The sequence below is a fragment of the Dokdonia sp. MED134 genome (genome assembly GCF_000152925.2).
Classification (GTDB): Bacteria; Bacteroidota; Bacteroidia; order Flavobacteriales; family Flavobacteriaceae; genus Dokdonia.
Map to the genome: position 1 here is coordinate 1,480,477 of NZ_CP009301.1, position 22,024 is coordinate 1,502,500.

The following is a 22,024-nucleotide window of genomic DNA, read 5'->3' on the forward strand; positions in this document are numbered from 1 at the left end:
GGTTTATACCTCATCTGCTTTGCGGCCCCAGTCTGCAATTGCGTTTATAAGTGGTATAAGTGACTTTCCTAAATCTGTAAGCATATACTCAACTTTAAGTGGTGGCTTTGTAGTATAAACCTTTCTATCTATTATACCATCACTCTCTAATGTTTTGAGCTGTAGGCTAAGTGTGCGCTCTGTCACAGAAGGCATTTGCTTGCGTAACTCACTATATCTTAAGGGACCTTCTATAAGATGGTAAATGATTACCGTTTTCCACTTACCTCCTATCACTCCCATCGTAAGACTTGTACAGCAAGGGTATTCTTTTCCTTTAAAAGTGTGCATCTCGATGTGTTAAATTAAACCTATACTTTTTGACCGTTCTTGCAAAGGTATATAACTATACATACTTTTGCTACTATACTTAATATAGTAAAAAAAATAAATGTTATGAGTTTTATAAATGCAATGCAAGAGCGCTACACTACAAAGGTGTATGACGAGACAAAAAAAATAGATCCTAAGCACATAGAGGAGCTTAAAGAAAGTTTACGCCTAAGTCCTTCTTCTATAAACAGCCAGCCTTGGAAATTTACTTTTGTTTCTGATCAAGACACAAAAGAGAAGCTCTCTAAAGTATCTTGGATAAACACTGAGAAAGTAACTAAGAGTGATACTGTAGTTGTTTTTAGTAGAGTAGATGATTTATCACTTTTTGAAGAGCAAATAAAGAGAGAATTACCACAAGGAATGGTAGATTATTACAATGAGAACTTAAAACCGCTACCTAAAGAACAGATTACTGCTTGGTTTGATAAGCAAGTATACCTCTCTGTAGGTGTATTACTAAGTGCTTGTGCTGTTATGGGCATAGATGCTACCCCTATGGAAGGAATAGAGCCTGCAAACTATGACAAGATTATAGGAAACGATGGCTATGCAGCCCTAGTTGCCGTAGCTATAGGATACAGAGATGAAGAGGATTTTAATCAACCTAGCAAAAATCCAAAATCAAGAATCGCATTAGATAAAGTGGTAGAAACTATATAGTCTGAACTACTTCGATTTTATTATATAAAGCGCTCCATACTGGGGCGCTTTTTTTTTCGCTTTAAGCGAAAGAATAATTAATCAATAATAACTTCACCCGTAAAGAAGCTTTCTACCTCAACAACTGGTGGTGTGTTTTTTAAAATCAAATTACCCGTACTACGCAACTCTCCCACTATAGATAATTGTGGTGCTAGTATCACGTCATTAGTCCCCCTGTGGAAGATGGAGACATTTTGAACATCAAGATCTTCTAAGGGTAATCTACTATCACCATCTAGTAAGTTTATGGTAAGATTTGTTACACTTCCGTTTATGAAGAAATTAGACAATCCGTTGCATTGTAATAGCACATTTTCTGAATCTAGTGTAAGATTAAAGTCTCCGTCTTTATGATAAAAGTCTTCTTCTATAAGGTCATCACTTACTAACCTTAGAGTGTTCCAGGTCAAGACACCCTCTGCCTCTACGGTTTGCCCACTACTATTGCGAATTTGTTTTAAATCGGGATGACTCACATACACCTTTGATGTATCATAATCACGTATAACATTACAAGAAGCTGTGTTTTTAATTTTGAGTGTATTGTCCTCTACAAGAATTTCAAAATCTTCAAGTAAATTTTCTCCTGTTTCTAACCTTACAGAGATATCTGGAGCGTCTGTTACTATGAGTTGGGCACGCTCAAAGATGGTAATACTATCAAAATCTGTTAGGTCATACTCTTGTGTAATGATATCTCCTGTGGTTTTTAGACACGTAAGTGTATCTTCTGTGTCACAAGAAATGGCACTTACAATGATTACTATTATACTAGCTATATAAATGGAGTGTCTCATCTTATTAAAATCTATATCCTATACCAAACTCTACTGCCTCTGCTTTTGCACCGTGTGCCTTTACGACCATACTCCCTGCAAGATGTTTTCCAAAGGTTCTTTTTAAACCTAACCTATTGTAAAATCTCCCTTCAAAATCATACGGGTAGTACACATAATATCCCAATTGGGATACAAAAGAAAGCTCATTAAAGTGCAGCTCGTGACCCACAAAAATCCCAAAACGCTTCCAGTCTTCCTCACCCGTGACATCACCATCTGGATAAGCAATAGACTCATAACGTATGAGCTCTTTTAAAAAATTTGCAAAAAATGCGTCAACTCCCGCCGTAAAGCTAGATTTGTGATTAATACGCTTATCTACAAAGGCAGTAATGGTAACAAAACCATAGCGTGGTGAGTTGTTTATATCGCTTTGGTTTGCTCCACCGCGCAGTGTTAAGTTAAAATGTATAGGTTCCTTATAAGGTGTTTTTTCTCCCATAGGTATATACTCGGGAAACTCGGCCGCTTTTGGGAAGTAATTTAATCCTGCAGTAAACGCCCACGTATTTGTAGAATTATTTGGCGCCTTAAGATTTGCATTACTATAGTGTATAATAGTCACCCCTGCTTGAAAGCCTATATTTTTAAAAATATTATTTTTCTTATAACTTAACTTAAGCATCGTGCTACTCAAGACTGTAGTACCATATGCATTATTTATAAAATTAGTCTCCCTGTCATAGGGTTTTGTAGCAATCGCGAGACCCTGCCCTATTCTAAACTGCAAGCGCCTCTTCCAGTAATAAAAGTTATAATGCGCATACGCACTATATAACTCCCCCAGATACTCATTTTTCATATCTTGGTACACAAAGGTGTACCCCACATCTGGAAAGTTGTAACGACGCTCCCAGGGTTCAAAACCATAGGTCTTTCGGTTATATGCCAGCATCACTCCCGTGGGGTGTTCTGTAATAAGGTGAGAGATATCTGGATTATGTTTTAAAATCGTTCCGCCAAAAAGGTCTGCCTCTACATCAAAAGGTCTTACTTTATCTTCTTGTGCAGTAGTGCAAATGCCGTAAAGAAGTACAAATACAATAGTAATGATGCGCATAGATGTAGGTTGTAATGGTTTTTTAAACCTACGAAAAAATGTCTGCTATAGTTTGTCTAAAACCTACTATTTTTAAAAGGTTTTTTTGCGCTTTCGCGAAAGCGTACCTATATCTATTAAACTCCTACAAGTCTTTATAAAATAAAAAAGCCCGCTACTTATATAGCGGGCGCTTGTAATATATGTGTTGCTCTTATTTACTGTTTACGTAAAAGGCGTGAATCACTCCGGGTAGCCAGCCTAATAGGGTAAGTAAGATATTTATGAGTAAATCTTTTCCTGCTCCTTTTTCTAGTGCAACTGCTAGTGGCGGAAAAAGAATACTTAGAATAATGGTTATTAGTGACATTGGTTTTTGGTTTGTTGTTAATACTGATATAAATCTACAATACTACTTATGAGATCTTATTAATATTATCTCAATTGTTTTGAGTTTAACAAACGTGACTAGAAATATTGCCCTATACCAAACACAAATCCACTAGTGGAATTTGAGGTAACACCATACCCATAATCTACTCGAAAAGTGGCGTTAAAAATCTTTTTATGAATAAACCTAAGACCTAGACCTGGATAAACTCGTAAATTTTGATCATCACCAAAATCACCAAAATCTCCCCCAGGATTGCGCCAAGAGCCAGCATCTACAAAGCCCACTCCTTGTATTGTAAACCAGTCGCGATCTGCTAGCGTTTGTCTATACTCTGCATTGAGTACTACCACACCGGTGCCTCTATCTATGGTATTACCTACACCTCGTATATTAAGATTGTTATCTACAGAAAAGGGGGCAAAAGGAGAATCTGCATTTGTAGCAAGACCTAGACGCAATCGCGTTGCGAAGTTTCCATCATAAATACCATCCTTATCTCGTATTCTAGCAAAATATCTAAAATCATTCCACCAGATGGTAAAATCTGGTAATGTCACCGCATTAGCCTGTACATATTGTACATTAAAAGTACTTTTAAAACCACTTACATACTGAAAGTCATACTTAAGAGCATCATACTCATAAATACCTTTAAGCAGTATTTTATCTACATTAAAGGCTTGTGGCACGCTCACATCTGTGGCTCCATTAAGGTATAAATAATCTTCATTAAAGAAGTTAACACCTAACTCAACACGATGCTTAAAGTTAAAAGCATATAGGCCTAAAATCTCTATAGAAGTATTGTTATACTTATAGTCTGCAGTACCATTATCTAAGAACACAGGTTCTTGAGTAGTAAGACTCTGAAAGTTAATCGCAAGTCCTACATTATTATTAAATAAAAAAGGCGCTCTAAAATTTATACCATACGAGCTAAAAATATCTTTCTGATAAAACCCTCCAAAACCTATATTTCTTCCTAATAAATTATATTCATAAAGGCCTAGCCTGTATGCAAACTCATCATCATTAGTCGTGTAGAAATTGACTTGCGGGTTTATTGTGATATTTTCTTCTACGTTATAAAAAACATTATAGAAGTTATCGTGTGACTTAAAAACCTGAAAATAAGCGTGAGCAACTGCTGGAAGTCTTTTAAGGCGTATTATATCTTGATTTATCACTGCAGAGTCTAATGCAACTCCCGGTTTTATATCACTTATGAGTTTTATAAAACTAGGCTTAAGCCTTTTTGAGCCTTGTACTTTAAGGTCTAGCACTTCACCCTCTTGTCCAGCAAGCTGTACAGCAGTAATGCAACATACCATTAAAATTAATACTCTCTGTAACACTTTACATCACTATAAAAGAATCTCTCTACCTATTAAAAATACTGTCCTATCCCAAAGACAAGACCACTGTTTTGTGACGCCCCTAGCCCTACGCCATAATCTAGTCTTATAACAGCATTAAATATACGTTTATGTATAAAACGCACTCCTACCCCAGAGTATACCTCAAGAGCATCACCACTTACAAGATTATCTAGCGGTTGCCTTGCCTCTCTTAAGGTTCCTCCATCTACAAAGGCATTACCCTGTAGTACAAACCAGCCTCTCTCTAGCAGCGTGTGGCGGTACTCTGTATTTATAAATATAAAACTCGTACCCCTCGCGATATCATTACCAGCCCCACGTAAGTTAAACTGATTATCTACAGTAAATGGCGCAAACTCAGACTCATTAAAAGAAGCAAATCCTAATTGTAATCTACTTGCCCAGTTACCTTTACTTCCTATTCTTTTAAAATATTCGGTTGTATTAACTCCTATAAAAGAGTCGTCAAGTAAGCCCTCACCTCCATTAATATATCGTGCATCAAGTAAGTTTCTAAAACCAGAAACATACTGATAATCTATGTCTAAAAAATTTGTCTCATACTCAGCTCGCACAGCAATTTTTGAAGCCTCTAGATTGTTTGGAAAAGTAGCATCTATATCAGTATCGTTTGCAGCATACTGCTCTTTAAAAATATTAATCCCTAGCTCTGCTTTGTTATGAAAGTCAATTTCGTAAAGTCCGTAAATCTCAGCTCCAGCTCTATCTTTTTTATAATTGAGAGTAGTTGTATCAAAGTAAATGGGCTCAAAGGTGACATCTTTAATATAATTAACGCCTAGCCCTAACTTGTTTGTAAATAAAAATGGGGCCTCCCAGTAAGCTCCGTAAGAATTAAAAACATCACGCTGGTAAAAGCCACCCACAATCTGGCTCTGGCCTAAGAAGTTAAACTCAAATACACTTAGTCTAAAGGCAAAACTTCCATCATTTGCCTCAGAGATACGTATACCCGGTATAATTGTAAAATTTTCTACAATATCATAAGTGACTTCTATAGCACCATTACGTACCTCAGCTATAATAGCGGTGGCTTTTGCAATGGCAGGAAGTCTATTAAATCGCTCTACATCTGTAGCTACTTTAAGCGAGTCATAAGGAGATGTTACTTCTGTTTTTATTAGTCTTCTCAACAGTGACTCATCTACTTTTTTTAACCCTTTAAAGGTGATTCTATCTACTTGCTGTTTTTGAGCATAAACAAGGCAAGGCAGCAAGAACAGACATAGATATATAATTTGTTTCATAGGCTTATTTACGATACTATGAGTCTGTCGGTTCTTAATCGTAAACATTGCAGTAGCTATCGTATTTAATTTCTACCGTAGTATTCTTTTACAATATCTTGAGCTGGTTTGTTTTGAGGTGTAAACTGGCTATTTTCTGGTCCTCCTACACGGTCGTGATGTATAAACCATTTCCATAAAAAGCCTCCTGCCATCCACTCTTCATCCCAGACGGCTTCATAAAGTGCTTTTGTAACATTTACTTGCGCTTCTAGATTTACTTGAGTCATACTTCGGTCAGAGCGCCAGGGTTCTTTGCCTGTATAGTCTACAGAGCGATAACCATACTCTGTAAATAATACTTTGCGTTGTTGCGCTTTCGCGAAAGCGGAAATCTCCTCTTTCCATTTTGTCCAGCCTTCTATAGCACACGCCACAGTAGGTGTTTGATCATCACATACTGGAAAGTAAGCATCTATACCAATGTAATCCAGCTGCTGCCAGAAGGGTGTACGTTTATACTCATCCCAGTTTGCAGCATACGTAAGCTTACCTTTGTATACTTCTTTGATATCTTTTATGAGCTGTTGCCAGAAAGCTGGTCTATTTACAACAAATTGCTCCAGCTCTGTGCCTATGCAAAATATTGCTGCATTTTCCTCTTGAGCAAGTGTCGCATAATCCATTATAAAATCGCGATACGATTGCTCAAGTGCCAGCCACTCCTCTTCTGTCTCCATCTTGAGGTAACCTGTAAACTCACCCCGACGTATCCATATCTGGGGTTTGAGCATTACATCTATACCTTTATCGTGTAGTTGTGCTACATAATTACGACCGCCTTCTCTAGTCTCACCATACCACTGTCTATCTGTATTGTATACAATTTGCGCTTTATCTAGTGCCGGCACAAAGCCAAAGGGCATTACGGCAGCATAGTTTGCGTTTATATCAAGAACGGGTGCCACGTGAGTGCTGTCTACCGGAGAGCGATTTGCTACAAAGCTTACTCCATTAATTTTTCCTTCTGGTGGAAGCTGGGCACTACAACCTTCTAGAAGTAAAACAAGCACAAGGCATTGTAATAGTATTTTCATAACAAATGTGATTCTATAAAATAAAGATAGCTTTCTATATCACAAACTAAAAAAACCTGACCACTTTTATAAATGGTCAGGTCTAGCGATCTCTAGATTATAAAGTATACGTCAAATCTAGTAGATGCTTATATTAAAAAACAACTCGTAGTCCCAAGTTAAAAGTCTCACCTAGTCCCGTATTATTACCTCTTACAAAGTTGGTATACAAAGCCTCGAGGTTGAGCTCGTCTGTGAGTTGATATTTTGCGCCTCCACCTACTGCGGTAAAGTCTTGCTCAAAATCATTACCTAGATCTATGCGCTGTGAGTGCTGTACTAAGCCTAGAACAGTAAACTTAGCACTAGGGAAGTAACTTAAAAACACCCCTGGCGTAAGATTTAAACTATTATTTGCAAAGCTGCCGTCTACAGTGTCAAAGTTTTCATCTTGCGCTGCCTCTTTTCCAAAATTAAACTCAGAGTTAAGCTCTGCAAATACTTGCCAGTCACCACCTGCAAAGGTGTGATCAAAAAAGAAACGGTTTTGCCACGTAAATCCTTTTTGGTCAAGAAAAACCCCTTGCTCTGTCTCTTGATCTATAAGTGGTATAGATAGCGAACTTTGAATTGAAAAGTTATTTACAGATGCAAAAGGAACAAACTTTACCGCAGGAGCTATAGAAGTAAGACCACTACGAGCGGTGCCACGCTCTCCGTCAAAACTAAAGACATCTAGCGCATCTCTACCGCCTATTACATTAGATCTCACTTCTAAAATTACACCTACATTGAGCCTTCTATTTTCTGACACTCCAGTAAATGCTTCAAGTGATGATGTAAAAAATGATTGTCTAGGCTCATCACCATCTGTAAATGTACTTTCTGTTTGCGTGTACAAATTATTAAACCACTTGATATCATATTGTCCTCTTGCAATAAGCTTAGATGGTGTAAGCGTCTGTATGACAGAGCCGCCTATCTCGTTATCATCAATATCTTGTGCGTAAATTGTAGTAGCGATTAGGCATAGTGCGCCTATTAAAAAATGTTTCATTTTTTTAAATATTAGGTTGGAAATTTATAATTGTACTTTCTTAATTCAGCTACCGTGGAGTGAAAAAAGAAGTTGTCAAAGTTTTATGCATTAATGAAAGAACTGAGCCTGGTAGGGGTAACTGCTTTATAAACCCTTTGTATTATGAAAACTTCACATAAAGCAGCGCAGGCTCAGTATATACTCATTATTTTATATCATTAAGTGTCCAGTCATATGGATAGTATGAAAGTTTTGCAGTCTCGTCTATTTTGCTATCTCTATATTTATTGATAAACTCCAGCACACTCCCACTTCTCGTAAAATCACCGTTATACCATTCAAATATTTGTGAGATCTGTACCTTTTTGCCTTTAACTCTTATAAACGATGGATTATTGAGCGCTAGTTTAGTTTGTCGCTGTAACTGAGCTTCAAGCTTACTCGGTATATATGCTTCATTTATTATAGGAGGACAGCCCAATCCTGCACATACAAGTACAAAATGAAAACGAGCCTCGTCTGGAAAAACAGCACGTAGCTTCTTGTTTTCCATATCATTAAGGGTGATTGAGCTACCTCCTACAGCGTGTTTTTGTTTGTCAAAAAAACCTTTTATGCTGAGCGGTTGCTTTACGGGATACTTAGCAACAACCCCTTTTATTACAGATAGATTGTAAGCATTGATCCAGAAAGCTTGATACGTTTTTGCATCTGTCTTGCTCACTTTTATAGTTTGTGCAACCGCAAGGAGTTTATCTAAAGACTCTGGATTACTTTGTACAGCAGCATAATCTACTCTTCCATTTTTTATATATTCTTTAAAAAAAACATCTGCATCTGTAAAAAATGCATCTGTACTCTGTGCACTCATCGTGTTAATAACAAGTAGTGTAAAAAGGAAAGTAACGATTTTCATAATTGCTGTTTTATGTGCACTTGGGTCGGGTAAAAAACAATCGTCTTACACTTTTTCTTAAAATAAATTGATTTTAATCACCAGATAGCTTGCTGTCCTTAATGTATTTATAGCATTAATCTACAATTCATTTAGATATGTTCTAAATAAGCTTAGGTGCTGTTAAGTTTACTATCTTTAGTTCGACACAACCCTAGTAACTTGTGAAGAAAAAAGGTTTTACACACGCTTTCGCGAAAGCGTAATCACATACCACATTACTAAAACCTCTTTTCAACTTACTTAAAAACACCAACCACTATGCAAGAACACATCGTCATTATAGGCAACGGGATTTCTGGCGTTACAACTGCCCGTCACATCCGCAAAGCTTCAGACAAAAAGATCACCATCATCTCTGCCGAAACAGATCACTTCTTTTCTCGCACAGCGCTTATGTATATCTATATGGGACATATGAAATATGAGCACACAAAACCGTATGAAGATTACTTCTGGAAGAAAAACCGTATAGATCTTAAACGCGCTTTTGTAGAGACAGTAGATCACGAGAATAAGCAATTACTACTCTCTGGTGGCGAAAAAATGAGTTATGATAAACTCGTACTTGCTGTGGGGTCAAAACCTAATAAATTTGGCTGGCCAGGGCAAGATCTAGACGGTGTACAAGGGTTGTACTCAAAACAAGATCTAGATATGCTAGAGGCAAATGCTCCAGATAAAGAAACCTGTAAACGTGCTGTGGTAGTGGGTGGCGGTCTTATAGGTATTGAAATGGTAGAGATGCTGCTCACGCGTGATATTCCGGTCACATTTTTAGTCCGAGAAAACAGTTTCTGGAATGGCGTTTTACCACAAGGAGAAAGCGAGATGATAAACAGACACATTAAATCTCACCACGTAGATTTACGTTTAGGCTTTAATCTAGATAGTATTCTAGCAGATGATAATGGTAAAGTGCGCGCTGTAACTATAAAAGAGACAGGAGAAGAAATAGCCTGTAACGTTGTAGGACTTACCGCTGGAGTATCGCCTAATGTGGCTTTCTTAAAAGATAGTGGTATTGAGCTAGGTCGAGGTATCAAGGTGAACCCTATGCTAGAGACTAACATAAAAGATATTTATGCCATAGGTGATTGTGCAGAGCAACACGAAGGTATAAACGGTCGTAGACCAATTGAAGCTGTTTGGTATACCGGTAGAATGATGGGAGAAGCACTTGCACAGACATTAACTGGAAATCCTACTGCCTATAACCCTGGACACTGGTTTAACAGTGCAAAATTTATGGATATAGAGTACCAGACGTATGGATGGGTGTTCTCAAAACCTAAAGACGGCAATACACACTTTCACTGGATGCATAAGGATGATAACAAGTGTATCACTATAGAGATGCAAGAGGATAGTCGCAAGTTTGTGGGTATAAATAACTTTGGTATCAGGCTACGTCACGAGCTATTTGACCGCTGGCTTACTGAGGGACGCACAACAGATTATGTGCTAGAGCATCTTAAAGATGCAAACTTTGATCCTGAGTTTTATAGCCATTACGAGAAGGATATTCTCGATGCTTATAATGCTGCATACGGGACATCACTTAGTCCTAAAAAGAAAAGCTGGAAAAGAATTTTCGCATAACCAACCTAACGACTTACACTTATGAAAATTATTAAAAACCTAGGCTTGGTGATCTTTATTACTGGGCTTGCCATCTGGACAGCTTCCATCTTTATGGGAGACTTCACCTTACAACAAGAACAACTCGATTCCTTTATTTCTGAAAAAGGAATTAAAAGCGAACTCGTCGCTCAAAAAATCTCAGATAACGTAGTGGGTAAAAAACTAGGCACATTTGCTTTTACAGGTGCCGTAAGAGATGCCCTTGCTCAAAACAATGACTACTATGATGCCCAAATTGCAAAATATGATGCGGCAAAGGAGTGGGATAAAAAAGGAGAACAATATCAGTACAGAATAAACGATAAAGACTTTCAAGCCTTTAGCTTCTCACTAGCCAAAAAAGCCGGAACAGGATTTATAGTAGAAAATAAAGGGCTTATGTGGTTCTTAACCTTTGGGCTAGGGATACTAGGAGCTCTTATGTTCATTTTTCCTAATCTCGTGTTACTTGGCAAACCAGGCATCAAAAATGACCACGTATATCACGAGGCAGCAACCAATAGAGGATGGATTGCCTGGCTGGTACTTGTGTACCTCGTACTATTTTATCTAGTGCTTTATTTTAATGCAGACTATGTAGTAAACTGGACATTTATACTCGACCCCATAAGTAATGCCCTTAACGGAGGTGATGCGAGTCAGTGGTTTGTATATGGCTTTTTATACTGTGTGATTATGGTAACGATGGCGGTGCGTATGTATATAAAATACCGTCACAATAAATACCAGATTGTACGTACTACCTCTGTACTATTCTTTCAGATTGTATTTGCCTTTCTTATCCCTGAGATTATGGCAAGTTTAGGAAAGCCTGGTTATGATTTTAAAAACGCATTCCCGCTAGATTATGATTTCTTCTTTGAGTGGAATCTCGACACACTTACTCAAAGTGGTGGTTTAGGTATCTTCATCCTCGTATGGGGTGTTGTGCTTACACTCGTGATTGTACCGGTAATGGTTTACTTCTTTGGAAAAAGATGGTACTGTAGCTGGGTTTGTGGTTGTGGTGGCCTTGCCGAAACTCTTGGTGATCCCTACCGCCAGCATTCTAATAAATCTATGAAAGCCTGGAAACTTGAGCGCTGGCTCATACACTCGGTACTCGTATTTTCACTCGTGATGACACTCGTCACATTATACTGTTACTTTACGGGTGCGGAAGCTTTTTTAGGCATTAACTCCCAGTGGATAAAAGACACCTATAGCTTCTTGATAGGCGCTTGGTTTGCAGGAGTAATTGGGACAGGCTTCTACCCTATTTTTGGTAACCGTGTATGGTGCCGTTTTGGATGCCCACTAGCAGCCTACTTAGGATTTGTACAACGTTTTAAATCTCGTTTTAGAATCACTACAAACGGGGGGCAATGTATCTCTTGTGGTAACTGTTCTACCTACTGTGAGCAAGGAATTGATGTACGTGCATATGCTCAGAAAGGAGAAAACATCGTACGTTCTAGTTGTGTAGGTTGTGGTATATGTAGCGCTGTATGTCCTCGTGGCGTACTTAAGTTAGAAAACGGACCAGAAGCAGGTCGTATCAACCCTACGCAAGTATTACTAGGTAATGATGTAGACCTTATGGATTATGTAAATAACAAAGAGGCAAGCTAGAAGATTTTTTACGCTTTCGCGAAAGCGGAATACTAATTTATATAGCTCTTTGCATAGCATATCGCCAAAGCAAATTAAAAAACAACCACCTTAGTCATCTAGGGTGGTTTTTTAATACGCTAAGTAATCGTTAAGACGCATAAATCTCCCCTCTTTCTGTATACTTTCTCATAACTTTGCGACACATATAAAGCCTCACAGATTATGAGGTGATACCATAAAAACACAGCGCAATGCTAGCATATATAAAAGAAGTATTACAAGAAATGCCTCAAGACTGGTTACGTCTTACCACACATAGATTAGATATTTATGATGAGTCTCAAGCCAAAAGCCAGTTTCTTTATGAGTTTGAAAAACTATATAACAATAATGTTTCAGATCAAGAATCACTGAGCCAGTTACCTACAGCTTATGATTATATTAGACTGGGACACCCACTATCAAGTATTTTAGAATGGGCAATAGCAAAAACATATGACCTAAAGACAGAAAGCGTTATAAGCTTTCAGTCTAAGACTGTACCTGTACTTGCCGTGCTCCGTAAAAATTTATTAGAAAATAAGAGCACACGCATTTTATATACTGGAGTGCTCTCTTCTCGTTTTGACACAACAGCCTTAAAAGAAGTGTACGGCTATAACTTTGAGCTTCAAAAGCTAGAAAGTGTTGATGATATCACACCTTTTAATGGAAGCACAGTACTACTATCTGAACAGCAAAAAATCGCTTCTACAGCTTTACATAAAGAAGTAGACTTTTATGTAAATACGTATGGAGATCTAGGTAGTATTCTCATTATTAATGGAGAAAATAACAACCACTACGTAGCAGATATACAACACGTGCGCAGAAGGGAGACGGTGGCAATGACACCAGAAAACACACTTGTAGCACTAGAGTCTCTCGTAAACACAACCGATTTTACCGCTAATAAAAGTACCAAAGAAGCAGATAAAGTAAAGGTTTTAAGTACCATAAAAGAAATCACACAAGCAAACTCAAAAGCGCTTGTAGGTTCAAGTGGACTATCTATACAATATGCCATAATGATGGGTCTTGTAGCAGAAGCTCAAGAACAACACCCTAGTAAAGCAATCAAGTTTGTAGTACCACCTAACTGTTATGGAGGGACAAATGACCAAGCAAGACGTGTAGCTGCCTGTCTTGATAATGTAGAGGTTGTAGACCTACCGGTAGATGGTGATAATGATATGGTACAAAGTGTAGATCGTGTACTTACTACACTCGCAGAGCAAGATGCTATACCATACATCATTGCAGAGATCCCTACAAACCCAAGGGTAGAGGTGCCAGATCTTGTAAAACTTAAAGAAGTGTTGAGAACTCCTCGTAAAACGCCTAGTGGAGACACAGCAATAGATCCGGTATTTATTCTAGATCAAACGTTTTGCCCTAATGTACACTTCTTAGGTGATGATGATTATCTATCAACTGTGAGGGCAATCTCATACGCCAGCGGATCAAAATTTCCGAGTGGCGGTAAAGTGACTGCTGGCTACTGTGTGGCAAACACAAAAGCAACTCCGCTCATCGCAAATATCGAGAAGCACTTAACCATATGCGATAATGAGGCTACCGCTTTGCAATATGAGCTACTTGCTCAACAACTGCCTTCTATGAACCAGCGCATTGCAGATGCTTATATAAACACACGTAAGTTTGTAACCTTTATAAGCGAAGTGCTGCCAGATGCAAAAATCAATTTTGTTTCAGAAGAGCTTGCACAGCAAGGATTTACTCCATCTGTGTTTTCACTAGACTTACCTACTCAAGGCGATACTCCAGCCCAGCGTGAGACTTATAAAAGAGCACTCAACCACAAACTTATAAACTTAATGATTACAAAAATCCCTGAGGAGAGCAAGTACTGTGTGAGTTATGGGCAACTTAAGGGTGTGTACTGGACTATACCTGCAACCTCCACCCAAGGAACAACTAAGGAGGGTGATAAAGATTACATCGCTCGTGTGTCACTCTCACCAGATATGGATTTAGAACGTCACAAAGAGATTTTTAAAGAATTTGTAAGTGAGATGTAACCAGAATTTGTTGCAAAATTTAGAGACGCTTGTAGAATCTGTTTTAGGTTTTGCAAGCGTTTTTTAGTTATGAGCATTATGGATTTTATTACGCTTTCGCGAAAGCGTAACATTGCGTTTTAAAATTTATGTAGAAACATTATCTTGTAATTAAAATAACGTAATGACCACTTCTCAACATCTTGCAAAGCACCTCAGAGAGTTCATATCTGGACCTAACACGACGGGTTCTCATCTTAAAGAACATCTAGATGATATAACACTAGAAGAGGCAAATCAAGCTGTTTACGGCCTTAATACCATTGCAAAGCTTGTGTACCACATAAATTACTATATAGAAGCTGTAAGCGGCGTACTAGATGGTGAGCCACTTACTGCAAAAGATATATATAGCTACAATGCACCTATATTAAAAACTCAAGAGGCTTGGAAACTGAGACTCGATACATTGTATACAAATCTAGATAGATGTGCATCTCAGGCATCTAGGCTTACAGACCAAGAGCTAAAGAGTAATTTTGTATTAGAAAAGTACGGTACTTATGAGCGTAATCTGATGGGACTGCTGGAGCACTCTCATTATCATTTTGGGCAAATTGTAGTTCTCAAAAAAATAATTAGACAACAGTCTGTATAGTAAGAGCTACCTTAAAATAAAAAACTCCCGATATTGCTATCGGGAGTTTTTAGTTATTTAGTCTTCTAGAGGCTTCATCTCAAAGTCTTCCATAAACTTAGTGGTATAGTTACCAGCTATATAGTCTGGGTGATCCATAAGTTGCCTGTGGAAAGGTATGGTAGTCTTTATACCTTCTATTACAAACTCATCAAGAGCACGTTTCATTTTGTTAATCGCCTCTTCTCTAGTCTGTGCAGTCGTAATTAACTTAGCAATCATAGAGTCATAGTTAGGTGGTATCATATACCCACTATATACGTGTGTATCTATACGTACACCGTGTCCTCCTGGAGCGTGTAAATTTGTAATACGTCCTGGTGATGGTCTAAAATCGTTAAAAGGATCCTCAGCATTGATACGACACTCTATAGAGTGTAGTTGTGGGTAGTAGTTTTTACCAGAAACTGGTACGCCTGCTGCCACAAGTATTTGCTCACGTATAAGATCATAGTCTACTACCTGCTCTGTAATAGGGTGCTCTACTTGTATACGCGTATTCATCTCCATAAAGTAGAAGTTGCGGTGCTTGTCTACAAGAAACTCAACCGTTCCTGCTCCTTCATAATTAATAAACTCTGCTGCTTTTACTGCTGCTTCACCCATACGCTCACGTAACTCATCTGTCATAAATGGCGATGGTGTCTCTTCGGTAAGTTTTTGGTGACGTCTTTGTACAGAACAATCTCTTTCAGACAGGTGACAGGCTTTACCTGTGCTATCTCCTACAATTTGGATTTCGATATGGCGTGGCTCTTCTATGAGCTTTTCCATATACATACCGTCGTTTCCAAAGGCTGCAGCACTCTCTTGACGTGCACCTTCCCAAGCTTTAAGTAGGTCTTCTTCTTTCCATACGGCACGCATACCTTTACCTCCACCACCAGCGGTAGCTTTTAGCATTACAGGGTAACCCGTCTCTATGGCAAGTTTTTGACACTCTTCAAAATCTTTTATGATACCGTCAGATCCTGGTACACAAGGTACGCCTGCGGCTTTCATAGTTTCTTTTGCAGTAGCTTTATCTCCCATTTTTGAAATCATCTCTGCAGATGCTCCAATAAATTTTATGTCGTGCTCCTCACATATTTTTGAAAACTTTGCGTTTTCAGAAAGGAATCCATATCCCGGGTGTATGGCGTCTGCATTTGTAATCTCTGCTGCTGCAATAACGTTAGACATCTTAAGGTAAGACTCGTTACTTGCTGCTGGGCCTATACATACTGCCTCGTCTGCAAATTTTACGTGAAGACTCTCACGGTCTGCTGTAGAGTATACAGCTACCGTTTTAATCCCCATCTCTTTACACGTACGTATTACCCTAAGGGCAATCTCACCACGGTTTGCTATAAGTATCTTCTTAAACATACTGTTTATTTTTTATTGTGATTACTGCGTGTTGTTGTTTAGGTCTCGCTTTCGCGAAAGCGTAAAAAACCACAGTCTCCTCAATGATTAAAATACCCGCAAGGGATTATGATGGATCTACCAAGAATAATGGCTGATCAAATTCTACTGGAGAAGAATCGTCTACTAGTACTTTTACAATCGTACCTGACACTTCACTTTCGATCTCGTTAAAAAGTTTCATCGCTTCAATAACACAAAGCACATCACCTTCACCTATAGTCTTTCCTACTTCTACAAACATAGGCTTGTCTGGAGCCGGTTTTCTATAGAAGGTTCCGATTATAGGAGACTTAATAGTTATGTATTTTGAATTATCTTCTGCTGGGGCCGCTGGTGCTGCAGGTGCTGCTACCTCTGCAACTGGTGCTGGAGCCGCTGGTGCTGCTGGAGCCATTTGCATTGCTGGCATTTGCTGTAAGAAAGTAGTTGGTGCTTTCTCATCGTCTGCACCAGTTCTGATAGTGATTTTTACGTCATCCATCTCAAGTTTTACTTCGCTAGCGCCTGACTTTGCAACAAATTTAATCAGATTTTGAATTTCTTTTAAATCCATAAGTGTTTGAATTTAGTCTGTTTAGGTTTAATTAGAGTTATATGCCCATTTGAGGTAGATCGAACCCCAAGTGAATCCACCACCAAAAGCGGCAAATATGATATTATCTCCTTTTTTTAGTTTATTCTCATAGTCGCTCATCAACAGTGGTAAAGTGGCCGATGTGGTGTTACCATATTTATGGATATTAATGAGTACTTTATCCTCATCTAGCTCCATCCTTTTGGCAGTAGCGTCTATAATTCGTTTGTTAGCTTGATGTGCGATTAAAAAGTTAACGTCGTCACCTGTAAGGTTATTACGTTTCATAATTTTATCACTTACATCTGCCATATTTGAAACAGCAAATTTAAATACGGTTTTTCCATCTTGAAAAACTGTGTGCTGTTTGTTATCTAAAGTTTCTTGTGAAGTGGGTAGTATACTCCCTCCTGCATCTATCTTAAGGTATTCTCTTCCTATTCCGTCAGATCTAAGGTACTCATCTTGGAGTCCCATCCCTTCTTCATTAGGTTCAAATAGTACTGCACCTCCACCATCTCCAAAGATGATGCACGTGGCTCTATCTGTGTAGTCTATAATAGATGACATTTTATCTGCGCCTATGAGCAGTACTTTTTTATACCTACCAGACTCAATATAACTAGCTGCTGTAGACATCCCGTAAAGGAAGCTAGAGCAAGCAGCTGTGAGATCAAATGCAAATGCATTAGTCGCACCTATTTGAGAGGCTGTATATACTGCGGTTGAGGCTACTGGCATATCTGGTGTAGCAGTTGCTACGATTACCATATCTAACTCTTTGGGATCGAGTTGCTTTTTTTCAAGAAGATCTTGTGCTGCTTTGATGGCAAGAAACGAGGTTCCTTTGCCTTCTTCTTTAAGAATTCTACGTTCTTTAATACCTGTACGAGTGGTAATCCACTCATCATTGGTATCAACCATAGTTGCTAAAATATCGTTAGTCAACACATAGTCTGGAACATAAGCTCCTACAGCTGTAATTGCCGCTGAGATTTTACTCATTTGTTTCAGTTAGATTTTTCGTCTTTATTCAGTTAAGAACAAAACGATGAGAAAAATACTAAAAATTGATCAAAAATGGCCTACAATTAACTTTTTTTGACAATCCTACGCATAAAAAAAACTCTCACAATGTGAGAGTTCTATGTCTTGAAAATAGAAGCTTAAGCTTCTATCTCCTCAGTCTTATCAATAACTACCTGACCTCTATAGTATAACTTACCTTCAAACCAATGTGCTCTGTGGTAAAGGTGCGCTTCTCCTGTTGTAGGGTCTACAGCTATTTGAGGTATAGCAGCTTTGTAATGCGTTCTTCTTTTATCTCTTCTTGTTTTTGAGATTTTTCTTTTAGGATGTGCCATTACGTACTCTTATTTATCTGTTAATAGTTTTTTTAACGAATCCCATCTAGGATCTGTCTCTTCTTTCTCTTCTTTTGCTCTTTGGTCTGGAATACTTAATTCTTCCAGCTTTTCTAAAATATCTGACTTTAATGTTCCATCTGCTATACCAGGGTGAACCCTTTTATTAGGCATAGACAGCACAATAAGTTCATAAATATACTGAGCGACATTTACTTCATACTCTCCAAATGGGAGTATTAGAACATCTTCAATATCATCATTAAACTCTTGACCAAACTTAACTACAAGCTCATAGCTCCCACTTACAGGCTGATCATAAGGCTCATTTGTCACATCACAATTTACATTGATTGTTCCTGAGATATTAAAATCAAACTCCATAAAGGTAGACTTCTTTGTTAAGAGAAGTGTAGCCTCAACGCTTGCATCGTTAAAGTCATCATAGTTAAAAAGATCAAAGAACGATTTTGTAATCGTGTACTCAAACGTATGCTCTCCTTCTTTTAAACCTACGTACTGTATAGTGTATAGTTTTAATTCTTTCATCACATCATCCGTTTGGAGCGTGCAAAGATACATAATTTTTTAAATCACAATAGCTAAGAATTAAAAAAATTAATCTAACAGCTATATGATTAATGCATTGCACAACTATATTACACTTACTTTCTTGCTGGGCCTCTACCTGCACGCTCTCTTCCTGCGCGTTTTGGCGACACCTTGAGTATATCTTTTGTTATCTCTTGGTATTCTTTTCTTTTATTATAAATATTGATAGCCGCATACACAGCTTCTCTAAAAGAACCAGGATCTGCTTCACCCTTACCAGCTATCTCATAAGCCGTACCGTGATCTGGAGATGTTCTCACCTTATCTAGCCCAGCTGTATAATTAACACCTTTACCAAATGATAAGGTTTTAAATGGTATCAAACCTTGATCGTGATATGCAGCAAGAATAGCATCAAAATTTTTATAATTACCAGAACCAAAAAAACTATCTGCCGCATAAGGACCATACACAAGCTGTCCTGTAGCTCTCATTTTTTCTAGGGTAGGGATAAGCACTTTATCATCATCATCACCTATCACACCATTATCTCCCACGTGAGGGTTAATGCCTAGCAATGCTATTTTAGGCCTATCTACCCCAAAATCTTGTTGCAGGCATTTATATAGTGTATTTACTTTCTTTTTTATTACATCTGGTGTGATATTACTTGCCACATCTTTTACAGCGACGTGATCTGTAAGAAGCCCCACTTTTAATGTATCTGTCACCATAAGCATCATAGCATCACCTGTAAGCTCCTGAGCAAGATAATCTGTATGACCAGGAAAGGCAAAATCTTCTTTCTGGATATTTGCTTTGTTTATAGGTGCCGTTACTAGCACATCTATATCACCATCTTTAAGCGCCTTTGTTGCTGCTGTAAATGACTTGAGTGCATAATCACCCGCAATACCTGTAGCCTCTCCCCAAGATATACTTACAGGCTCTTTCCACAGGTTAAAGACATTAATCTTATTATCTAACGCTTTCGCGAAAGCGTCTATCCCATAAAACTCTGCTTGAAGCCCCAGTTCTTTCTTTATATATGAAAGTGTCTTTGCCGAAGCAAAAATTACAGGCGTACAAAAATCTAACATCATTGCCTCAGAAAACGTCTTGATCACAATCTCTGCGCCTATACCATTTAAATCTCCTATAGAAATCCCTACACGTACTTTTTGCTGTTTATTCATTTGATGCCTTTCGGGTTTTGTATTTTTGTAACACAAAAGTAACCAAATAAAAACCATTTATGTTTACAGGTATTATTGAAGATCTAGCCTCTATTGAATCAATCACTAAGGATCAAGAAAATATACACTACAAAGTAAAAAGTGCAATCACAAATGAGCTCAAAATAGACCAAAGTGTAGCACACAACGGCGTATGCCTTACAGTAGTAAGTATAGATGGAGACACTTATACGGTTACAGCCATACAAGAAACGCTAGATAAAACAAACCTCAACGATCTCGCTGTAAACGATATTGTAAACCTAGAGCGCGCGATGAAACTAGGCGCAAGACTAGACGGTCATATTGTACAAGGTCACGTAGACCAAGTAGGAACCTGTACAGCTATAAGTGAAGAAGATGGAAGCTGGAGATTCACCTTTGACTACGACACCTCACTAGGAAATGTTACCATAGAAAAAGGCTCTATTACTGTAAATGGCACTAGTCTCACTGTTGTAGACTCAAAAGAAGGAGCTTTTAGCGTAGCTATAATTCCTTACACTTATGAACACACAGGCTTTAAAAACTTTAAAGTAGGTACTCGTGTAAACCTTGAGTTTGATGTTATAGGCAAGTATGTAAAAAGACTTACTGAGGGCTACTAGCCTTTTTCATTTTAATTTTATACATATAATACGCACCTAGTAGTAGACCTCCTATAAGTAATAATGGGAGGTGATCATCTATGGGCGCAATAAGCCCAGGTAGAGGGGTTCTACCTGGCGGAGGCGGTGCTTCTTTACCAGCAAACGCACTTATCCCCATAAATAAAAGGGGGGCTGTTGTAATGAAATTTCTGAGTTTGGGGCTCATAGTAATTCAAATATAAAATGTTTTAAACTAGTTAAATTAATACTAATTTAATGAGGGTTAAGTAGGTTGTAATTGTGTATTACATCGACAATAATACGTATTTTATCGATAAAATTGAATTTTTGGTTAAAAAAAATAGGGTTTCTAGAGAGTTTTAATCTTAAAACAAATGAGGCATTTTCTAGATTTTAACAAAATTAATTTTATAATTACTTGAAAATTAAGTAAATAGAAATGTAATTCTAACAAGTTGGAGCAAACTCTCACCTTAATAAAATTTCAAAAAAATTTTAGATTTTGTGTTGTTCGTCGGAGATACATATCCTTTAATCTGGATAAAATACCGCAAAACACGTTTTACAGAGATTAGAACATCTCTCATTATAACGCATAAAAAAACCTCGCAAACAGATGTTTGCGAGGTTTACTAAGTGGTCCCACTTGGGCTCGAACCAAGGACCCTCTGATTATGAGTCAGATGCTCTAACCAACTGAGCTATGGGACCGTTGTTTTCTATGTTTTCTAATCTAATAGAAGTTGAAAACGGGTGCAAATTTATAATAAATCTTCACCCTAACAAAGCTTTTCTTTGCTAATTATTAATTTCTTGACATAACTCTATAAGAACACCACCTGCTGTTTTAGGGTGCACAAACGCAACTAGCTTATTATCTGCACCTTTCTTAGGCTTTTCATTAAGAATAATAAACCCTTCTTTTTTTAATCTTTCCATCTCCTCTACAATATTTTCTACCGCAAAGGCTATGTGATGTATCCCTTCTCCCTTTTTTTCTATAAACTTAGCGATTGCACTATCATCGTTTGTCGCCTCTAGAAGCTCTATTTTATTAGGACCTGTTTTAAAGAAAGATGTACGCACCCCTTCAGAGGCAACTTCCTCAATCTTATAATGTGGTACGCCCAGTAGTTTTTCATAAAGCGAGTTGCCCGCCTCTAGATTTTTAACAGCTATACCTATGTGTTCTATCTTATCCATATCTTATTTTCGGTACTATAAATGTTTGAATTACGC

At 37.9% G+C, this 22,024-nt stretch carries 23 protein-coding genes and 1 tRNA gene; 6 read left to right on the plus strand and 18 right to left on the minus strand.

What is annotated here, in order from left to right; genetic code table 11:
• Window positions 1–3 precede the first annotated feature (3 nt).
• Window positions 4–330: a winged helix-turn-helix transcriptional regulator gene (locus MED134_RS06605; protein ID WP_021778154.1), complete on the minus strand. Its 327-nt coding sequence runs from the start codon at window positions 328–330 to the stop codon at window positions 4–6.
• A gap of 105 nt (window positions 331–435) precedes the next feature.
• Here MED134_RS06605 and MED134_RS06610 point away from each other — a divergent pair, with 105 nt between their 5' ends.
• Window positions 436–1,035 carry a nitroreductase family protein gene (locus tag MED134_RS06610; protein ID WP_038600994.1) on the plus strand — a complete coding sequence of 200 codons (600 nt, stop codon included), beginning with the start codon at window positions 436–438 and terminating at the stop codon, window positions 1,033–1,035.
• Window positions 1,036–1,112: 77 nt separating this feature from the next.
• Here the strand turns inward: MED134_RS06610 and MED134_RS06615 are convergent, their stop codons facing one another.
• The 8 genes from MED134_RS06615 to MED134_RS06650 all read right to left on the minus strand — a co-directional run bounded on the left by MED134_RS06615 (window position 1,113) and on the right by MED134_RS06650 (window position 9,006).
• Entirely contained in the window at window positions 1,113–1,874 is a 762-nt protein-coding gene (locus tag MED134_RS06615; RefSeq protein WP_021778152.1) for a head GIN domain-containing protein, read from the minus strand.
• A gap of 4 nt (window positions 1,875–1,878) precedes the next feature.
• Window positions 1,879–2,976 (minus strand): acyloxyacyl hydrolase, encoded by a 1,098-nt coding sequence (locus tag MED134_RS06620; protein WP_021778151.1) that lies wholly within the window; start codon window positions 2,974–2,976, stop codon window positions 1,879–1,881.
• A 193-nt stretch (window positions 2,977–3,169) separates the two neighbouring features.
• Window positions 3,170–3,325 (minus strand): YqaE/Pmp3 family membrane protein, encoded by a 156-nt coding sequence (locus tag MED134_RS06625; RefSeq protein WP_021778150.1) that lies wholly within the window; start codon window positions 3,323–3,325, stop codon window positions 3,170–3,172.
• Between the two features lie 98 nt (window positions 3,326–3,423).
• A complete protein-coding gene (locus tag MED134_RS06630) occupies window positions 3,424–4,680 on the minus strand; it encodes a hypothetical protein (RefSeq protein ID WP_021778149.1) in 1,257 nt (418 codons plus the stop codon).
• A gap of 56 nt (window positions 4,681–4,736) precedes the next feature.
• Window positions 4,737–5,996 carry a POTRA domain-containing protein gene (locus tag MED134_RS06635; protein WP_038597363.1) on the minus strand — a complete coding sequence of 420 codons (1,260 nt, stop codon included), beginning with the start codon at window positions 5,994–5,996 and terminating at the stop codon, window positions 4,737–4,739.
• Window positions 5,997–6,061: 65 nt separating this feature from the next.
• Window positions 6,062–7,072, minus strand: coding sequence for a glycoside hydrolase family 113 (locus tag MED134_RS06640; protein WP_021778147.1), 1,011 nt, complete (start codon window positions 7,070–7,072; stop codon window positions 6,062–6,064).
• Window positions 7,073–7,205: 133 nt separating this feature from the next.
• Window positions 7,206–8,108: a hypothetical protein gene (locus tag MED134_RS06645; protein WP_021778146.1), complete on the minus strand. Its 903-nt coding sequence runs from the start codon at window positions 8,106–8,108 to the stop codon at window positions 7,206–7,208.
• A gap of 187 nt (window positions 8,109–8,295) precedes the next feature.
• Window positions 8,296–9,006: a DUF547 domain-containing protein gene (locus MED134_RS06650; RefSeq protein WP_021778145.1), complete on the minus strand. Its 711-nt coding sequence runs from the start codon at window positions 9,004–9,006 to the stop codon at window positions 8,296–8,298.
• 300 nt (window positions 9,007–9,306) lie between these two features.
• Here MED134_RS06650 and MED134_RS06655 point away from each other — a divergent pair, with 300 nt between their 5' ends.
• From MED134_RS06655 to MED134_RS06670, 4 genes are all read left to right on the plus strand, one after another.
• Entirely contained in the window at window positions 9,307–10,647 is a 1,341-nt protein-coding gene (locus MED134_RS06655; RefSeq protein ID WP_021778144.1) for an NAD(P)/FAD-dependent oxidoreductase, read from the plus strand.
• Between the two features lie 21 nt (window positions 10,648–10,668).
• A complete protein-coding gene (locus MED134_RS06660; RefSeq protein WP_021778143.1) occupies window positions 10,669–12,300 on the plus strand; it encodes a 4Fe-4S binding protein in 1,632 nt (543 codons plus the stop codon).
• Window positions 12,301–12,533: 233 nt separating this feature from the next.
• Window positions 12,534–14,363 carry a PLP-dependent transferase gene (locus tag MED134_RS06665; RefSeq protein ID WP_021778142.1) on the plus strand — a complete coding sequence of 610 codons (1,830 nt, stop codon included), beginning with the start codon at window positions 12,534–12,536 and terminating at the stop codon, window positions 14,361–14,363.
• 163 nt (window positions 14,364–14,526) lie between these two features.
• On the plus strand, window positions 14,527–15,000 hold the full coding sequence (locus MED134_RS06670; RefSeq protein ID WP_021778141.1) for a DinB family protein: 474 nt from the start codon (window positions 14,527–14,529) through the stop codon (window positions 14,998–15,000).
• A 57-nt stretch (window positions 15,001–15,057) separates the two neighbouring features.
• Here MED134_RS06670 and accC read toward each other — a convergent pair whose 3' ends face one another.
• The 6 genes from accC to pdxA all read right to left on the minus strand — a co-directional run bounded on the left by accC (window position 15,058) and on the right by pdxA (window position 20,135).
• Window positions 15,058–16,407 (minus strand): acetyl-CoA carboxylase biotin carboxylase subunit, encoded by a 1,350-nt coding sequence (gene accC, locus MED134_RS06675; protein WP_021778140.1) that lies wholly within the window; start codon window positions 16,405–16,407, stop codon window positions 15,058–15,060.
• A 106-nt stretch (window positions 16,408–16,513) separates the two neighbouring features.
• Entirely contained in the window at window positions 16,514–17,002 is a 489-nt protein-coding gene (gene accB / locus MED134_RS06680; protein ID WP_021778139.1) for an acetyl-CoA carboxylase biotin carboxyl carrier protein, read from the minus strand.
• Between the two features lie 27 nt (window positions 17,003–17,029).
• Window positions 17,030–18,028 (minus strand): beta-ketoacyl-ACP synthase III, encoded by a 999-nt coding sequence (locus MED134_RS06685; protein WP_021778138.1) that lies wholly within the window; start codon window positions 18,026–18,028, stop codon window positions 17,030–17,032.
• A 161-nt stretch (window positions 18,029–18,189) separates the two neighbouring features.
• Window positions 18,190–18,387: a 50S ribosomal protein L32 gene (gene rpmF / locus MED134_RS06690; RefSeq protein ID WP_021778137.1), complete on the minus strand. Its 198-nt coding sequence runs from the start codon at window positions 18,385–18,387 to the stop codon at window positions 18,190–18,192.
• A gap of 9 nt (window positions 18,388–18,396) precedes the next feature.
• Window positions 18,397–18,936, minus strand: coding sequence for a YceD family protein (locus tag MED134_RS06695; protein WP_038597369.1), 540 nt, complete (start codon window positions 18,934–18,936; stop codon window positions 18,397–18,399).
• 116 nt (window positions 18,937–19,052) lie between these two features.
• Window positions 19,053–20,135, minus strand: a complete 1,083-nt coding sequence (pdxA, locus tag MED134_RS06700) for a 4-hydroxythreonine-4-phosphate dehydrogenase PdxA (RefSeq protein ID WP_035325573.1) — start codon at window positions 20,133–20,135, stop codon at window positions 19,053–19,055.
• Window positions 20,136–20,194: 59 nt separating this feature from the next.
• On the opposite strand from pdxA, the gene MED134_RS06705 reads away from it, so the two are divergent.
• Window positions 20,195–20,782: a riboflavin synthase gene (locus MED134_RS06705; protein ID WP_021778134.1), complete on the plus strand. Its 588-nt coding sequence runs from the start codon at window positions 20,195–20,197 to the stop codon at window positions 20,780–20,782.
• Here the strand turns inward: MED134_RS06705 and MED134_RS06710 are convergent.
• From MED134_RS06710 to mce, 3 genes are all read right to left on the minus strand, one after another.
• A complete protein-coding gene (locus tag MED134_RS06710) occupies window positions 20,766–20,990 on the minus strand; it encodes a hypothetical protein (RefSeq protein ID WP_038597373.1) in 225 nt (74 codons plus the stop codon). The two genes, MED134_RS06705 and MED134_RS06710, sit on opposite strands and share 17 nt — an antisense overlap.
• 432 nt (window positions 20,991–21,422) lie before the next feature.
• Window positions 21,423–21,496, minus strand: a tRNA-Ile gene (locus tag MED134_RS06715).
• An 87-nt stretch (window positions 21,497–21,583) separates the two neighbouring features.
• A complete protein-coding gene (gene mce, locus MED134_RS06720; protein ID WP_021778133.1) occupies window positions 21,584–21,988 on the minus strand; it encodes a methylmalonyl-CoA epimerase in 405 nt (134 codons plus the stop codon).
• Window positions 21,989–22,024 lie beyond the last annotated feature (36 nt).

What these genes read in the sequence shown, in the direction of transcription:
- MED134_RS06605 (WP_021778154.1), bottom strand. Translation starts at nt 330, where the DNA reads ATGCACACTTTTAAAGGAAAAGAATACCCTTGCTGTACAAGTCTTACG.
- MED134_RS06610 (WP_038600994.1), top strand. Translation starts at nt 436, where the DNA reads ATGAGTTTTATAAATGCAATGCAAGAGCGCTACACTACAAAGGTGTAT.
- MED134_RS06615 (WP_021778152.1), bottom strand. Translation starts at nt 1,874, where the DNA reads ATGAGACACTCCATTTATATAGCTAGTATAATAGTAATCATTGTAAGT.
- MED134_RS06620 (WP_021778151.1), bottom strand. Translation starts at nt 2,976, where the DNA reads ATGCGCATCATTACTATTGTATTTGTACTTCTTTACGGCATTTGCACT.
- MED134_RS06625 (WP_021778150.1), bottom strand. Translation starts at nt 3,325, where the DNA reads ATGTCACTAATAACCATTATTCTAAGTATTCTTTTTCCGCCACTAGCA.
- MED134_RS06630 (WP_021778149.1), bottom strand. Translation starts at nt 4,680, where the DNA reads ATGGTATGTTGCATTACTGCTGTACAGCTTGCTGGACAAGAGGGTGAA.
- MED134_RS06635 (WP_038597363.1), bottom strand. Translation starts at nt 5,996, where the DNA reads ATGAAACAAATTATATATCTATGTCTGTTCTTGCTGCCTTGCCTTGTT.
- MED134_RS06640 (WP_021778147.1), bottom strand. Translation starts at nt 7,072, where the DNA reads ATGAAAATACTATTACAATGCCTTGTGCTTGTTTTACTTCTAGAAGGT.
- MED134_RS06645 (WP_021778146.1), bottom strand. Translation starts at nt 8,108, where the DNA reads ATGAAACATTTTTTAATAGGCGCACTATGCCTAATCGCTACTACAATT.
- MED134_RS06650 (WP_021778145.1), bottom strand. Translation starts at nt 9,006, where the DNA reads ATGAAAATCGTTACTTTCCTTTTTACACTACTTGTTATTAACACGATG.
- MED134_RS06655 (WP_021778144.1), top strand. Translation starts at nt 9,307, where the DNA reads ATGCAAGAACACATCGTCATTATAGGCAACGGGATTTCTGGCGTTACA.
- MED134_RS06660 (WP_021778143.1), top strand. Translation starts at nt 10,669, where the DNA reads ATGAAAATTATTAAAAACCTAGGCTTGGTGATCTTTATTACTGGGCTT.
- MED134_RS06665 (WP_021778142.1), top strand. Translation starts at nt 12,534, where the DNA reads ATGCTAGCATATATAAAAGAAGTATTACAAGAAATGCCTCAAGACTGG.
- MED134_RS06670 (WP_021778141.1), top strand. Translation starts at nt 14,527, where the DNA reads ATGACCACTTCTCAACATCTTGCAAAGCACCTCAGAGAGTTCATATCT.
- accC (WP_021778140.1), bottom strand. Translation starts at nt 16,407, where the DNA reads ATGTTTAAGAAGATACTTATAGCAAACCGTGGTGAGATTGCCCTTAGG.
- accB (WP_021778139.1), bottom strand. Translation starts at nt 17,002, where the DNA reads ATGGATTTAAAAGAAATTCAAAATCTGATTAAATTTGTTGCAAAGTCA.
- MED134_RS06685 (WP_021778138.1), bottom strand. Translation starts at nt 18,028, where the DNA reads ATGAGTAAAATCTCAGCGGCAATTACAGCTGTAGGAGCTTATGTTCCA.
- rpmF (WP_021778137.1), bottom strand. Translation starts at nt 18,387, where the DNA reads ATGGCACATCCTAAAAGAAAAATCTCAAAAACAAGAAGAGATAAAAGA.
- MED134_RS06695 (WP_038597369.1), bottom strand. Translation starts at nt 18,936, where the DNA reads ATGAAAGAATTAAAACTATACACTATACAGTACGTAGGTTTAAAAGAA.
- pdxA (WP_035325573.1), bottom strand. Translation starts at nt 20,135, where the DNA reads ATGAATAAACAGCAAAAAGTACGTGTAGGGATTTCTATAGGAGATTTA.
- MED134_RS06705 (WP_021778134.1), top strand. Translation starts at nt 20,195, where the DNA reads ATGTTTACAGGTATTATTGAAGATCTAGCCTCTATTGAATCAATCACT.
- MED134_RS06710 (WP_038597373.1), bottom strand. Translation starts at nt 20,990, where the DNA reads ATGAGCCCCAAACTCAGAAATTTCATTACAACAGCCCCCCTTTTATTT.
- mce (WP_021778133.1), bottom strand. Translation starts at nt 21,988, where the DNA reads ATGGATAAGATAGAACACATAGGTATAGCTGTTAAAAATCTAGAGGCG.